Source organism: Micromonospora olivasterospora, assembly GCF_007830265.1.
Lineage (GTDB): Bacteria > Actinomycetota > Actinomycetes > Mycobacteriales > Micromonosporaceae > Micromonospora > Micromonospora olivasterospora.
On record NZ_VLKE01000001.1, the window covers coordinates 6510423 to 6523982 of the forward strand.

At 69.9% G+C, this 13560-nt stretch carries 8 protein-coding genes; 2 read left to right on the forward strand and 6 right to left on the reverse strand.

Annotated features, from left to right (window positions below; all coding sequences use genetic code 11):
* The first annotated feature begins 92 nt into the window (after positions 1 to 92).
* Positions 93 to 1499: an IS4 family transposase gene (locus tag JD77_RS29415; protein WP_145773096.1), complete on the forward strand. Its 1407-nt coding sequence runs from the start codon at positions 93 to 95 to the stop codon at positions 1497 to 1499.
* On the opposite strand, the gene istA is transcribed toward JD77_RS29415, so the two are convergent.
* The 5 genes from istA to JD77_RS29440 form a co-directional block, all read right to left on the reverse strand.
* Positions 1488 to 2279: an IS21 family transposase gene (gene istA / locus JD77_RS29420; RefSeq protein WP_246140622.1), complete on the reverse strand. Its 792-nt coding sequence runs from the start codon at positions 2277 to 2279 to the stop codon at positions 1488 to 1490. The genes JD77_RS29415 and istA overlap by 12 nt on opposite strands.
* 57 nt (positions 2280 to 2336) lie before the next feature.
* Positions 2337 to 2948, reverse strand: a complete 612-nt coding sequence (locus JD77_RS29425; RefSeq protein ID WP_145777092.1) for a hypothetical protein — start codon at positions 2946 to 2948, stop codon at positions 2337 to 2339.
* Between the two features lie 281 nt (positions 2949 to 3229).
* Positions 3230 to 7858: a hypothetical protein gene (locus JD77_RS29430; RefSeq protein WP_145777093.1), complete on the reverse strand. Its 4629-nt coding sequence runs from the start codon at positions 7856 to 7858 to the stop codon at positions 3230 to 3232.
* Positions 7780 to 9102: a hypothetical protein gene (locus tag JD77_RS29435; protein WP_145777094.1), complete on the reverse strand. Its 1323-nt coding sequence runs from the start codon at positions 9100 to 9102 to the stop codon at positions 7780 to 7782. Before JD77_RS29435 ends, JD77_RS29430 begins: the two co-directional genes overlap by 79 nt.
* An 87-nt stretch (positions 9103 to 9189) precedes the next feature.
* Positions 9190 to 11598, reverse strand: coding sequence for a hypothetical protein (locus JD77_RS29440; protein ID WP_145777095.1), 2409 nt, complete (start codon positions 11596 to 11598; stop codon positions 9190 to 9192).
* A 456-nt stretch (positions 11599 to 12054) separates the two neighbouring features.
* Here JD77_RS29440 and JD77_RS29445 point away from each other — a divergent pair, with 456 nt between their 5' ends.
* Positions 12055 to 12252 carry a hypothetical protein gene (locus JD77_RS29445; RefSeq protein WP_145777096.1) on the forward strand — a complete coding sequence of 66 codons (198 nt, stop codon included), beginning with the start codon at positions 12055 to 12057 and terminating at the stop codon, positions 12250 to 12252.
* Positions 12253 to 12764: 512 nt separating this feature from the next.
* Here the strand turns inward: JD77_RS29445 and JD77_RS29450 are convergent.
* A complete protein-coding gene (locus JD77_RS29450; protein WP_425463602.1) occupies positions 12765 to 13559 on the reverse strand; it encodes a transposase in 795 nt (264 codons plus the stop codon).
* Position 13560 lies beyond the last annotated feature (1 nt).

The following is a 13560-nucleotide window of genomic DNA, read 5'->3' on the forward strand; positions in this document are numbered from 1 at the left end:
GCGGATGAGTCAAGGGGGACTTTGAAGACGCGAACGGGACTTCTGATAGATCAACTTGTGTCGAGCAAGAAGATCATGCCTCAGGAGTCCCGTTGCAGGAGAAGTCTGTCATCACCCGGTCGATCGAGGTAGCCGGGGGTGTGCACGCGCCCGGACATCTGGGCGAGTTGACCCAGATCATCGACTTCGACCTGGTCGACGCGGTGCTGGAAGAAACCGGGACACGCGAGAAGCGGCTGCGGCTGCTGCCGTCTCGGGTCGTGGTGTACTTCGTCCTCGCACTCGCCCTGCTCGACCGCTGTTCCTACCGAGCGACGTGGGGGAAGCTGACCGCGGCCCTGGCCGGCTTGTGCCTGACGCGGCCGAGTATCTCCTCACTGTCACGCGCTCGCCGCCGGGTCGGAGTAGCGCCGCTACGGCGCCTGTTCGAGACCCTGGCCGGTGCCGTCGGTCTGCTCGGCCAGCCCGGCGTGTTCTACCGGGGCCTGCGTACCGTGGCCATCGACGGCACCCACCTGCACGTGCCCGACGAGGAACGGGTCACCTGGCGCTACCCCAAACGCGTAGGAGACAAGCTGGAGTTCGGCTACCCGCTGCTACGGCTGCTCGTGGTGATCGAGTGTGGGACCCGCGCCCTGCTCGCCGCGGCCTTCGGCCCCGAAACAGAAGGCGAACTGGCTTACGCGCGGCGGCTTCTGGGCGTCCTGGACCGCACGATGCTGCTGCTGGCCGACGCCGGCTTCGACGCCGCGGAATTCCTGCGCGACGTCGGCGCCACCGGCGCGCAGTTCCTGGTCCGCTCATCCGCCCGCCGCTGCCCGACCATCCAGCGTCGCCTACCCGACGGCTCCTACCTGGCCCGCATCGGCTACGGCAGCCTACCCGCTCTCATCCTGGTGCGGGTCATCGAAGCGCAGGTCACCGTCACACTGGCCGACGGCAGCCTGCGGCGCGAGCAGTGGCGGCTGATCACCAGCCTGACAGACCACACCCGCTACCCCGCCCACGAACTCGTGGACCTCTACCACGAACGCTGGCAGGCCGAAACCACGTATTTCTCGATCAAAGCGACCATGCTCGACGGCCGCGTCCTGCGCTCCCGCAGCATCCCCGGGATCGAGCAGGAGGTGTACGCCCTGCTCACCGCCTACCAGGCCCTCATCCGCGCGGCAGCAGACGCCACCTGCACCCAGCCCGGCCTGGACATGGACCGGATCAGCTTCACCGTCCTCATCGACGCCGCCGCCGACACGATCACCACCGCCAGCGGAATCCTTCCCGGCAGCTCAACCGACCTCCTCGGCACGATAGGCCACGCCGCGCTGGCCGACCTCCTACCCGCCTGGCGCCGCCCTCGAATCAAGGCCCGCTCCCGCAAGAACCCGACCAGCAAGTACAGCCCGAACGCCGGACAGCACCCCGCAACCACGCAGACCTACACCTTCCACGCCGACATCACAATCTTCGAAAAGGGGCTTGCCTCCCGCTCACGGCGCTAAACGCAACGGTGTTGTGGTGACCTGCCGTTCGACCCGCCCTTTGCCGGTCGGCCGATAGGCGGCCAGCACATCGATGTCGAAGTCGTAGTGCCCGGCGAACGCGACCGCTTCCGGGTGCAGCGGCACCGCCTGGCCCGGGGCGACATGCCGGCGGACCACGGTCTTGGTCCGGTCGTAGACGATCGCCCCGGGAACCCCGCCGAAGTGCGCGAACGCCCGCCGGTGACACTCCCAGAACGCGGCCAGGTCCCGGCTGGTGGTGAAACAGCAGAACGGGTCCCGCGAGTACGACAGCACCATGTGAAACGAGTACACCTTCGGGATCCCGACATGGGCCAGGATGCCGCCTTCGTCGCCCCAGTCCACCTGCGCCTGGGCGCCCGGAACGACCTCGAACCGGCGGTGCAGCCCGGCCAGCTGATCCGGACTGATCCCCAACTCCGCAGCGATCCGCGGCCGGGCCTGCTGCAGATACAGCTTCACCCGCTGATAGTTGCCGGTGAACCCGTACTGCTCGACAAGGCGTTCATGGATCACCGTGCCCTTGAGCAGCAACTCCGCCCGCAGCCACGCATCGACCACGTGCGCGAACACGTCGATCAACTGCCCCCGAGCCGGCCGCGCCCGAACCGGCGGCACCACCTCGCCGCTACCAGCAGCCAGGTACTTCTTCACCGTCCGCCAGTTCAGGCCCGTCTCACGAGCGATCTCCGAGACACTCGCACCAGCCTCGTGCAACGCCCGGAACCGGCGCACATCCAGCCACCGCTGCTCATCCATCGCTCCCATCGCCAGCCGCCCCACGTCTGCCCGATCACGACCCGAGCAGCCTCACCCTCAGTCACCCGCTGACGACGGACAAACAGTGCGCACCTCTGCAAGATCAGCTGTACTTAGCTCTGCACTCCAGGCCGTACCCCGACACCCGCACGCGTCCGCCAGTTCGGCGGCCCGGTTGAGGTGCCCCGGGACATCGTGGGGTTTCCGGTTGTCGAGGCAGGCGTTGGCGACGACGAGGAGGGTGAGGGCCGCGTCGAGCTTGGCGTCGCGGGCCTCGAACTGGGCGAAGGCTGCCGCGCCTGTCTCCATCGATCCGTTGGGATTGCCGCGTACGCCGTGGGCGCGCGCCTCGGCCCGGCCGGCGTATCCCAGACGGAGTGGGGACGGGCGCCGCCCGACATAGTTCCTGGCGAGTTGTGCATAACCGTCGGTCGCGCCCGGCTCGCCGCGCCGGTGTTCCGCGCAAGCGAGCAGGTCCCAGCACCGTGCGCGGCGCCGCCCCGGCAGGCGCGGCAGCTTCCGTCCGCCCGCCGCGCTGAGCGTCAGGCGGATGCCGCGTTCCGGCTCGCCCGCGTGAACCAGCGCCTCGGCCGCCAGACTGCGGACCACCACGGTGAACGTGGTGTCGAGCCCGTCGCAGACCCGAACGGCCTCGTCGGCCGCCGCCATCGCCTCGGTAGTGTCGGTGCCGGCCTGTAGCCCCACCAGGGCGTTCGCGCGCAGCGCGGCGACTAGCGCCTGGCTCGGCTGGTCGCCGTTGACGCGGGCCAGGTGTGCGGCCTCGTCCAGCGTCTCCAGGCTGCGGGAAAGGCCGCCGAGCCGGAGCTACGACCCGCCGTTGCAGTACTAGGCGCAAAACGCGAGCCTTGATCAACCATCAGCCCATGCCCGGCCAGACGCTCGACCCCGCGTCCTAAAGATCAACTAACTGATCCCCGGTGACATGAGCGTTAGGAAAACCTCATGTCCGGCCCCTGCCAGGTGGCCCAGGCGCCGAGGTTTTCGCTGCTCTCGTCGGCCTGATCGCGCGGCTGGCCGGGGTCGGTGGACATTTCAGCACCGTAGGTGGTCACATCAATGTCGGGATCCGGCCACCCCGGTTCCGTCCACCCCGCCTGCCAGGACGACGCGGTGGGGGCGTACGGGGCGTCCAGCGGCCCGGGCAGCAGCCCAGGCAGACCCGTGCCCGCTGGCGAGGCAGGTGCCGGCCCGGGCATCGGCGACGTATCCCCGTGGTTCAGCCAGGACAGGTCCTCACCACCCTGCGGGCGGTTCGGCTCGGGGGCAGGGCCCGGCACCGATGCTTGCCGGGGCTGATCCGGATCGCTCACCCCGTACCGCGCCGCTCCGCCACGGTGTGCTTCCTGGACCAGCTGCAGCAGACCACGGTCGCGCAATGCCCCGATCCGGCGATGCACCGTCGGCTGCAGTGTGGATGTCACCTCGGCGAGGTCTGACTCGCTGGCGGTGATGGTCCCGTCGCCGTTCATCTGGTCGATCAGGGCGTTCCACAACTGCCGCAGATGCTCCCGTTGCCGCGTGCTGATGCGGTCGGCGTGCTGGTCGAACAGCGCCCGGGCCGCGCCCGGGCCGAGCACCCACTGGCCGCCCGCGGGAAGGGCCGGCAACAGTATTTGCCCGGGCTGACCCGGATCGCTCACCCCGTACCGCGCCGCCCCGCGACTGTGACCTTCCTGGACCAGCTGCAGCAGACCACTGCCGAGCAATACCTTGATCCGGTCATGCACCGTCGGCCGCGGTGTGGATGTCGCCGCAGCGAGGTCTGACAGGCTGGCAGTGATGGTCCCGTCGTCGTTCATATGGTCGAGCAGGGCGTTCCACAACTGCCGCAGCTGATCCTGCTGCTGCGTTGTGGTGGCGATGTGGTCGGCGTGCTGGTCGAACAGCGCCCGGGCCTCCTCCCGGTCGAGCACCCACTGGCTGCCATCGGGAAGGTCCGGCAACAGTACTTGCCCGGGCTGACCCGGATCGGTTACCCCGTACCGCGCCGCCACACCAGGGCGTGCTTCCTGGACCAGCTGCAGCAGACCACGGTCGCGCAATGCCCCGATCCGGTTATGCACCGTCTGGTGCGGTGTGGATGTCGCCGTGGCGAGGTCTGACAGGCTGGCGGCGATGGTCCCGTCGTCGTTCATATGGTCGATCAGGGCGTTCCACAACTGCCGCAGCTGATCCCGCTGCTGCGTTCTAGTGTGGTCGGCGTGCTGGTCGAACAGCGCCCGGGCCGCGCCCGGGCCGAGCACCCACTGGCTGCCCTCGGGAAGGGCCGGCAACAGTACTTGCCCGGGCTGACCCGGATCGCTCACCTCGTACCGCGCCGCCACGCCACCGTAACTTTCCTGGACCCGCCGCAGCAGACCACGGTCGCGCAATACCCCGATCCGGTTATGCACCGTCTGCCGCGGTGTGGATGTCGCCGTGGCGAGGTCTGGCTCGCTGGCGGTGATGATCCCGTCGTCGTTCATATGGTCGATCAGGGCGTTCCACAACTGCCGCAGCTGTTCCCGCTGCTGCGTTCTGATGCGGTCGGCGTGCTGGTCAAACAGCGCCCGGGCCCCATCCGGGTCGCGCGCCCACCGGCTGCCCGCAGTGGGTTGGGGTTGGGGTTGGGGTTGGTCGGGGTGCAGTGGGGCGGTGGTGGGTAGTTCGTCGGCCGGGTGATGGGGGGTGTCGCCGGCGTGGAGAGTGCCGGCGTCGGTGCGGGTCACCGCTGGGGATGGTTGCCAGTCCATGACCGGCCCCTGGTGGGTGGCCCAGGCGCCGAGGTTCCCACTGCCCTCGCCGGCCTGATTGCGCGGCTGGCCGAAGTTGGTGGACATCGCAGCACCGTGGGTGGTCACATCACTGTCGGGATCCGGCCACCCCGGTTCCGTCCACCCTGCCTGCCAGGACGACGCGGTGGGGGCGTCCGGGTCGTCCAGCGGCCCGGGCAGCCCGGGCAGGCCCGTGTCCGCCGAGAAGGCAGATGCCGCCCCGGGCATCGGCGACTGAGGTGCCGGATCCTGCCCGTCCAATCCGTGCGGGAACGACTGCGTCTCAAGGAACTGGCCGGGCTGGTCGCCGCTGGGCTGCGACCACGATGTCGGGCCGGTCGGGGCCTGCGGCCAGGTCGGATCCGTCGGTTGCTGCCCGGGGTCGGGTGCCGTGTCCATGGCCGTGGGCGGACCGACCCACCACGGCTGGAGCGGATCAAGGTCGAGCAGATCGGCGGAGTTCACCTGGTAGGCGGCCCAGTCGTCGAGGTTCCCGCCGTCGTCGGGCTGATTGCCGATGGGCGGGTAGACGTTGGCGGGTATCGCAGCACCGCTCCCGTCGGGCATACCAATGTCGGGAACCCGCCACCCTGCCTGCCAGGACGACGCCGTGGGGATGCCCGGGTCGCCCGGCAGCCCAGGCAGGCCCGTGTCCGCCGAGAAGGCAGATGCCGCCCCGGGCATCGGCGACTGAGGTGCCGGATCCTGCCCGTCCAATCCGTGCGGGAACGACTGCGTCTCAAGGAACTGGCCGGGCTGGTCGCCGCTGGGCTGCGACCACGATGTCGGGCCGGTCGGGGCCTGCGGCCAGGTCGGATCCGTCGGTTGCTGCCCGGGGTCGGGTGCCGTGTCCATGGCCGTGGGCGGACCGACCCACCACGGCTGGAGCGGATCAAGGTCGAGCAGATCGGCGGAGTTCACCTGGTAGGCGGCCCAGTCGTCGAGGTTCCCGCCGTCGTCGGGCTGATTGCCGATGGGCGGGTAGACGTTGGCGGGTATCGCAGCACCGCTCCCGTCGGGCATACCAATGTCGGGAACCCGCCACCCTGCCTGCCAGGACGACGCCGTGGGGATGCCCGGGTCGCCCGGCAGCCCAGGCAGGCCCGTGTCCGCCGAGAAGGCAGATGCCGCCCCGGGCATCGGCGACTGAGGTGCCGGATCCTGCCCGTCCAATCCGTGCGGGAACGACTGCGTCTCAAGGAACTGGCCGGGCTGGTCGCCGCTGGGCTGCGACCACGATGTCGGGCCGGTCGGGGCCTGCGGCCAGGTCGGATCCGTCGGTTGCTGCCCGGGGTCGGGTGCCGTGTCCATGGCCGTGGGCGGACCGACCCACCACGGCTGGAGCGGATCAAGGTCGAGCAGATCGGCGGAGTTCACCTGGTAGGCGGCCCAGTCGTCGAGGTTCCCGCCGTCGTCGGGCTGATTGCCGATGGGCGGGTAGACGTTGGCGGGTATCGCAGCACCGCTCCCGTCGGGCATACCAATGTCGGGAACCCGCCACCCTGCCTGCCAGGACGACGCCGTGGGGATGCCCGGGTCGCCCGGCAGCCCGGGCGGCGCTGGCAGCCCAGGCAGGCCCGTGTCCGTCGAGGAGGCACGTACCGGCCCGGGCATCGGCAACGTGTCCCCGTGATCCAGCCGGGACAGGTCCTCACCCTGCGGGCGGTCCGGTCCGAGGGCAGGGCCCGGCGACGGTGCTTGCCGGGGCTCACCCGGATCGCTCACCCCGTACTGCGTCGGCCAGGGACCGTAACTCTCCTGAACCAGCTGCAGCAGACCACTGTCGAGCAATGCCCCGATCCGGGTATGTACCGTCGCCTGCTCTATATTTGTCGCCTTGCCGAGGGCTCCTTCACTGACGGTGATGATCCCGTTGTTGTCCATACGGTGGATCAGGGCGTTCCACAACTGCCGTAGATCATCCCGCTGCCGCTGAGTTGTGGCGGTGATGTGGTTGGCGTGCTGGTCGAACAGCGTCCGGGCCTCATCCTGGTCGAGCACCCACCGGCTGCCCTCAGGAGGGTCCGGCAACGGTGCTTGCTGGGGCTGAACCGGAGCGCTCACCCCGTACTGCGCCGCCACGCTACTGTGACTTTCCTGGATTAGTTGCAGCAGACCACTGCCGAGCAATACCTGGATCCGGTATTGCACCGTCGACTGCCGTGTGTTTGTCGCCTCGGCGAGGGTTCGCCCGCTGGCGGTGATTTTCCCGTTGTTGTCCATACGGTCGATCAGGGTGTCCCACAACTGCCGTAGATCATCCCGCTGCCGCTCAGTTGTGGTGGCGATGTGGTAGGCGTGCTGGTCGAACAGCGCCCGAGCCTCATCCTGGTCGAGCACCCACCGGCTGCCCTCAGGAAGGTCCGGCAACGGTGCCTGCTGGGGCTCACCCGGATCGCTCACCCCGTACTGCGCCGCCCCGCGACCGTGACCTCTCTGGACCAGCTGCAGCAGACCACTGCCGAGCAATACCTGGATCCGGTCATGCACCGTCTTCTGCCGTGCGATTGTCGCCTCGGCGAGGTCTTCCTGGCTGGCGGTGATGGTCCCGTTGTTGTCCATACGGTGGATCAGGGCTTTCCACAACTTCTGCAGGTCATCCCGCCGCTGAATTGTTTTGGGGAAGTGCTGGTCGAACAGCGGCAGGGCCTTTTCCTTGGTGAGCACCCACTTGCTGCCCGCGGGACGGTCCGGCGACGGTGCTTGTTGGGGCTGACCCGGATCGCTCACCCCGTACGGGGACTCGACCTGTCCGGTGTCGTGCAGCGACTCCGACGCGTCGAGGTGTGGTGTGCCCAGATCCATCCTGTCAAGATCGTCCCATACGTTCTGGAATTCCTGATCACCGGACGCCGGGCCGGTACCAGACGGGTCGTCGTTGCCCAGTGGATCGGAGTGGGGAAGTCGGCCGGGTCGGGGGCGGTGGTGTCTGCCCGCATGGCGTGGGACGGGCCGCGTGGTGTGCTGGTGGAGGCGAGCAGGAACGCGCTGGTGTCGGTGCCGGTCGTGGTTGTCGGCCGCGGGTGGCGGGCGGCCTGGCCGAGGAGATCGGTGATGGTGGCGGGTCGCCCGTCTCCGTCGAACGCGGCCACCCGGGTGCTGGATGCGAACAGGTGCCGCAGCCACGGATCACGTATCGGGTCGTCCGGCTCGGGTCGGTCGGCGGCGCCGGGCAGCAGAGGGTCCCGCACCTGGATCCTCGGCGGCCCGGACTCCTGCGGCTGGCTGTGTAGGGCGAACACGTGCTGCGGTTCGTTCGGTGGCGCGGCCCTGACCACGACCATCGACCCCGGCGCCGTCCGCAACGCGGCCAGCACGTCTTCTCCCGCGACCCCGTCGGGGTGGGCGACACGCTCGGGTACCGTGTCGAGGATCTCCATCAGTTGCGGCCAGCCCATGGTGGGCGCGAGCCGGCCGTCCGGTCCGATGATCCGGTCGTCGAACACCGCCCGGTTGCCCAGCCGCTTGTACTCGGTTTGGAACACATCGAGAGTGGCCGCCACGCACCACCACAGGTCACCGCTGCCGGGACGTGCCTGCTGCGCGGCGGCCCAGTCGGCGGCCCGCTGCCCGGACCCGAACGGCGCGGCAGCCTGCCCAGTCGCCGCGGCAGCCGGCTCGCCGTGTCTGCCGGGGCCGCCACTGACCGGTCCGTCCCGCAACGACACACCCCGCCACGAATCCGCGTCGCTGAACGAACCCGCGTCGCTGAACGAATCCGCGTCGCTGAGGCCGTGCTTGCCAGGCACCCCGCCAAGCGACTCGTCCGGCAAGGACACGTCACCGATCGACATGGTGTCGCGGGTGTCGAGGTTGCTGAACACGTCATCGCTGGGCACCGACATGTCACTGGCGGTGGCGTTGTCACGGCCGCCGGCGCTGGCGTTGTCACGGCCGCCGGCGCTGGCGTTGTCACGGCCGCCGGCGCTGGCGTTGTCACGGCCGCCGGCGCTGGCGTTGTCACGGCCGCCGGCGCTGGCGTTGTCACGGCCGCCGGCGCTGGCGTTGTCACGGCCGCCGGCGCTGGCGTTGTCACGGCGCCGCGTCACGCCGGCGCTGGCGTTGTCACGGCCGCCGGCGCTGGCGTTGTCACGGCCGCCGGCGCTGGCGTTGTCACGGCCGCCGGCGCTGGCGTGTCACGGCGCGGCGCTGGCGTTGTCACGGCCGCCGGCGCTGGCGTTGTCACGGCCGCCGGCGCTGGCGTTGTCACGGCCGCTGGCGTTGGCGTGGTGGTGGATCGGTGTGCCATCGGCGGGGTAGGCGGGGCCAGCGGGCACGGTACTACCGGCGCTGGCCGCGTCGGGGGTGCCAGGCGTCCCCGCCGTGCCGGGCGTGCCGGGCGTGGCGCTGCCGGCGGCCTCGGCGAGGACCTGCTGGTACCGGTCCTTCCATTCCTGTTGGAACGGCCTGGCGAGGGTGTCGTGACCGGCCGGATCCAGGCCGTACCGGTGGGCGAGGGCGGTGAACTGGGCCCGCGCCAGGCCGGCCGCCGCCGCGGTGTGCTGCTCGGACGTTACCGGTACGGCCGGCGCGCCGGTACGCCCGCTTTCCTGAATGTCGATGGTAGCCACACCGGCGGCCGGTCCGGTGGCGTCGGGAACGGTCGCGGCCGAGAAACGGGCGGGCAGGTCGATGACCACCTGCCGGACCGTGTCCGCCACGGCGGCCACCTGCGCGGCGTCGGGACCGGCGACCACAGCGGGCAGCACGGCCGGCAGCACGGCGGGGGCACCGAGGATCGCATCGACCCTTCGGTCCACCTGGCTCCACACGTCGCCCTCGACCACCGCGCGCACAGCGGCGGACGGCACCGCCGCCCCAGCGCCTGCCAGCACGCCGGCGGCCGGCGACGTGCCAGCGCCTGCCGGCACGCCGGCGCCCCCCGCCGTGCCAGCGCCTGTCGGCGCGCCGGGGACTGTCGGCGTGCTGGCGGCCGTGGGTAGGCCGGCGGCGAGGTACTGGTCGATGTGGTGTTGGACGGCCAAGTGTGCCAGCGAGCGCAGCGCCTGCCGGTCGAACTCCGCCGGCAGCCCGGCGACAACCTGCTGCGCCCGCACCTCGGCCGGGAACTGCCCACCCGCGGACGCCAACGCCTCGGCCATCCGGGCCACCGCCCGCTGCCGGACACCCGTCAGAAACCCCTCGGTCAGCGCGGCAGCGGGCAGACCGACCGCGGACAGGAAACCCGCAACAACCCGATCACCCCGCCGGGCCTCGACCCACCCGCCGAAAACCCCCTCGACCGGCACGGCGAGCGCGGCCATGCTCTCGCCCGCCCGAGCCACCCCGGCCAGCAACCCACCGTAACGATCCACCAGATCCTGCTGGAACCGATACCACCGCTCCACCACCGGCCCACCCGCTGCCACAACCCACGCCGGCACCGGCGCAGCCGGCACCGACAGGCTCGGCACCGACCACGACGGCACCGACGGGTCCAGGTGCGGCGTGGGCAGGTCCAGCAGCTTCGGCGTGGGCAGGCTCGATGCCGGCAGCGGCAGCGGCGCGGGCGGCGGCGGGGCCTGCGCGCTGGTACCCGCAGCCTTCGGATCATCGGCCCCGGCCTGGTACCCCGTGAACGTGTCCCCACCAACCGGTGTCGCCCCCACCGGCAGGATCGGCCTACCGTCGGGCGTGAAGCCGGGGCGAGGCACCTGCACCCGGGGCTGCATCACGGCGCGACTCACGACCAGCCCGAGCCCGCCCGCAGCCGCCCCACCTGCCCCCGACAGCGCCCCGGACAGAAGATCCGCACCAAGATTACCGGTGTCGTAGTACCCGTCGACCATCAGGCTGGAAAGCCCACCGAACAGCCCCTCCGTGCCGGTCTCCAACACCGGCCGCGTCAGCAGATCGGTCAACAAAATCTTGGTGGTGTCCGACAGGCCGAGCTTGCCGACCGCGCCCGCGACAACGCCAGCGGCCTTGCCCAACGCCGGCCCGCCCACCGTGCTCAGGAACGCCACCGCCCCCGCGTACGCCGCCTGCTTACCGACCGCCGACCAGTTCACCCCCGACTGCAAACCATCGGTCATCATCGACACCTGCGCCAACAACGCAGAACCCGGCATGAACAACATCTGCATCGCCGTGCTACTCGCCGCCGACCGGACCAACGCCGAACGCAGGACCACCTGAATGATCATCCGCGTCTGGGCAACGTGCGCCGCCGCCCCCACCGGATTCCAGAACCACATCGCCGCAGCGACAGCGAACTCGGCCTGCATGAAGGCGAACATGGCCACCGCCGTACGCTTGCCGTTCTCCGTCTCCAGGAAGAAGTCCCCCATCGCCTCGACCGCGGCGAGCATCAGGTCGGCCGTCTCGGCCATCTTCTTCACAAACGGAACGGTCTGCGCCACGAACCGGTCGAAGGCCTCGCCCTCCCCCGCCTCCCGGACCGCCCTGATCGTCTGCTGCAGCAACGGAACCAGCAGGGAACGCACCCGACCCGCCAGCAACTCCAGCGTGCTCGTGTCCTGGTACAACAACGGCAGCTTCGCCCGGGACACTCTCATCCCGGTGAACCCTTCCAAAGCCTGCATCGAACTCTCACTGAGCTCAAGGGTCGGAACGGCGGCGGCCAACGCGCAACGCTCCTTCCCCGCCCCGAAACAGAGGCAACCAGTGCGAATCAGCAGCCGCGCTGACCGCCACCCAGCCCCCGACCATCTGGCCGGAGCCGTCACGGAATCCGGCGACCCACTCGCGCCGAAAGCCGGCCGCGAGCCGTTCGGCATCAGGCGGGTCTCGGCGTGCGCGGCAAGCTGGGTCGACGCGGCCTCCGCCGCCACGTCCACGTGGTGCTCGAAGGCCAACTGAGGCCCGAGACGTCGGCGAGCCGGTCCAGGGCGGCATTAGCCGGCAACCTCGGCCGATCGGGCCAACGGAAAGCGCGCGGCGAAGTTCGCATCCACGTGTGCCAGGTACACCGAACGGATCCGCCCTAGCGCTGTCGTCGATCCTGCCGGCCAGGTCCAGGGCCAGTGCCCGGAGCGGCCGTGGACGGCGAGGCGCTGTGCGGCGCTCGCATCGCCACCGCTGCGGTGTTCCTACTCGCGGCGATTGGGCGCGGCACCGGTCTGATCCTGGAACAGCGCCAGGTCCACCTGAGTCGTGTTCTGGCCAGCAGTACGGCGGCGCGGGTTTCACGCGAGTCCCCGAGCCGGGCGAGCGTTTCGGCCACTGCGCTGCCGTGAGCGGCGGCATGATCGGAGACGAAGACTCGGAGCGAGTCGTGGACCGCTCTGGGCAGTGCCACGCCAGCAGCCCCACCGTTGGACATTGCTGATGCCCCGCGCCATCTGGCGATCCAGCCGATCGCCCAGATGGGCTGACGATCTGGGCGGGCCGTGCCTGACCGGACATGGGCACTCTCCTTGGAATGCATACCGCGTCCCCGCTCGATAACCCGGAATTCCCTATTGGCAAGCCAGGTTCTCGACTGAACGTCAGCAGGCGATGCCGCGGAGGTTAAAGAGGGATTAAGGCTCTGTCACAGGAGCTGGACGACACCACTACGACGGTGACCTACGACATCGACGGCCACCGGGCTCGGCTTCGCAGGCGCACCTGACTGAGCAGCGCCGACACGCACCTGCCCGCCTGCTGTCACGCCTGCGTCCACACGAAGCACGACCGTGTCGTCGACGCGTGAAAACTGGATCTGGATCTGGATCTGGCCCACTTTCCGTGATCGGAAGTGACCCGGTCAGGCCAGCAGCACGCGCTTGCGGAGTAGATCGAGGTTCGCCCGTCCGTACATCTGTCGTTTAATCATCTTGATCTGGTTGACGTGCCCTTCGACGACGCCGGAGTTGTAGGGCAGGGTCGGGCCGTTGACGACGGCGTCGTGGTCGCGGCGTAGGCCGGCGATGAACGAGTGCAGGTCGGGTTGATCGTCTGCGGTCACCGCGGTGATCCAGGCATTGAGCTGGTGTCCGTGTCGGTTGGTGAGAATCTCCGCGAACGCCGTGACGTGGCCGGCGAGGGCGTCGAGGTGCGGGCAGGCAGCACGGACGGCGGCCAGGCCCGTGTCGTCGTCGGGGTGCAGTTTGTTGGGGTGCCGCAGTAGCCAGGCGGTGATCCGGCGGACTTTCGGCGTCCGCGGCCGGGGTGGTGGTGTGGCAGCGGTCCGCAGGGGTTGCAGGTAGGTGCGCAGGGTGGCGGCGCTGCCTCGGTAGCCGCGGGCGCGAATCTCGGTGAACAGTTCGGTGGTGTTGGTGACGCCGTCGGTGAGGCGTTGGTGCAGGTAGTCGACGTAGCCGTCGAGAATGCTGGGCCGGCCGGCGCGGGGTTTGGCCAGGAGTTCGTCGACCGTCGTGGCGCGGGCGAAGCGGCAGACGGTGCCTCGGGCCAGGCCGAGCCGCCGGGTGATCTCCCGAATGCTGTGGCCCTCGTTGACCAGGTCCTGGACCTGTTGGTAGCGGCGTCGGGTTCGTGGCACGAGCAGGCCCTGTTCCGCCCGGTCGGCGGCGGTGTCGGTGGCGACCTGGGGCAGGTTCACC

Bases quoted from the DNA above. Each gene is read 5' to 3' on its own strand.
- istA (WP_246140622.1), bottom strand. From the start codon at position 2,279: ATGGATGAGCAGCGGTGGCTGGATGTGCGCCGGTTCCGGGCGTTGCAC.
- JD77_RS29425 (WP_145777092.1), bottom strand. From the start codon at position 2,948: ATGGCGGCGGCCGACGAGGCCGTTCGGGTCTGCGACGGGCTCGACACC.
- JD77_RS29430 (WP_145777093.1), bottom strand. From the start codon at position 7,858: ATGGATCTGGGCACACCACACCTCGACGCGTCGGAGTCGCTGCACGAC.
- JD77_RS29440 (WP_145777095.1), bottom strand. From the start codon at position 11,598: ATGCAGGCTTTGGAAGGGTTCACCGGGATGAGAGTGTCCCGGGCGAAG.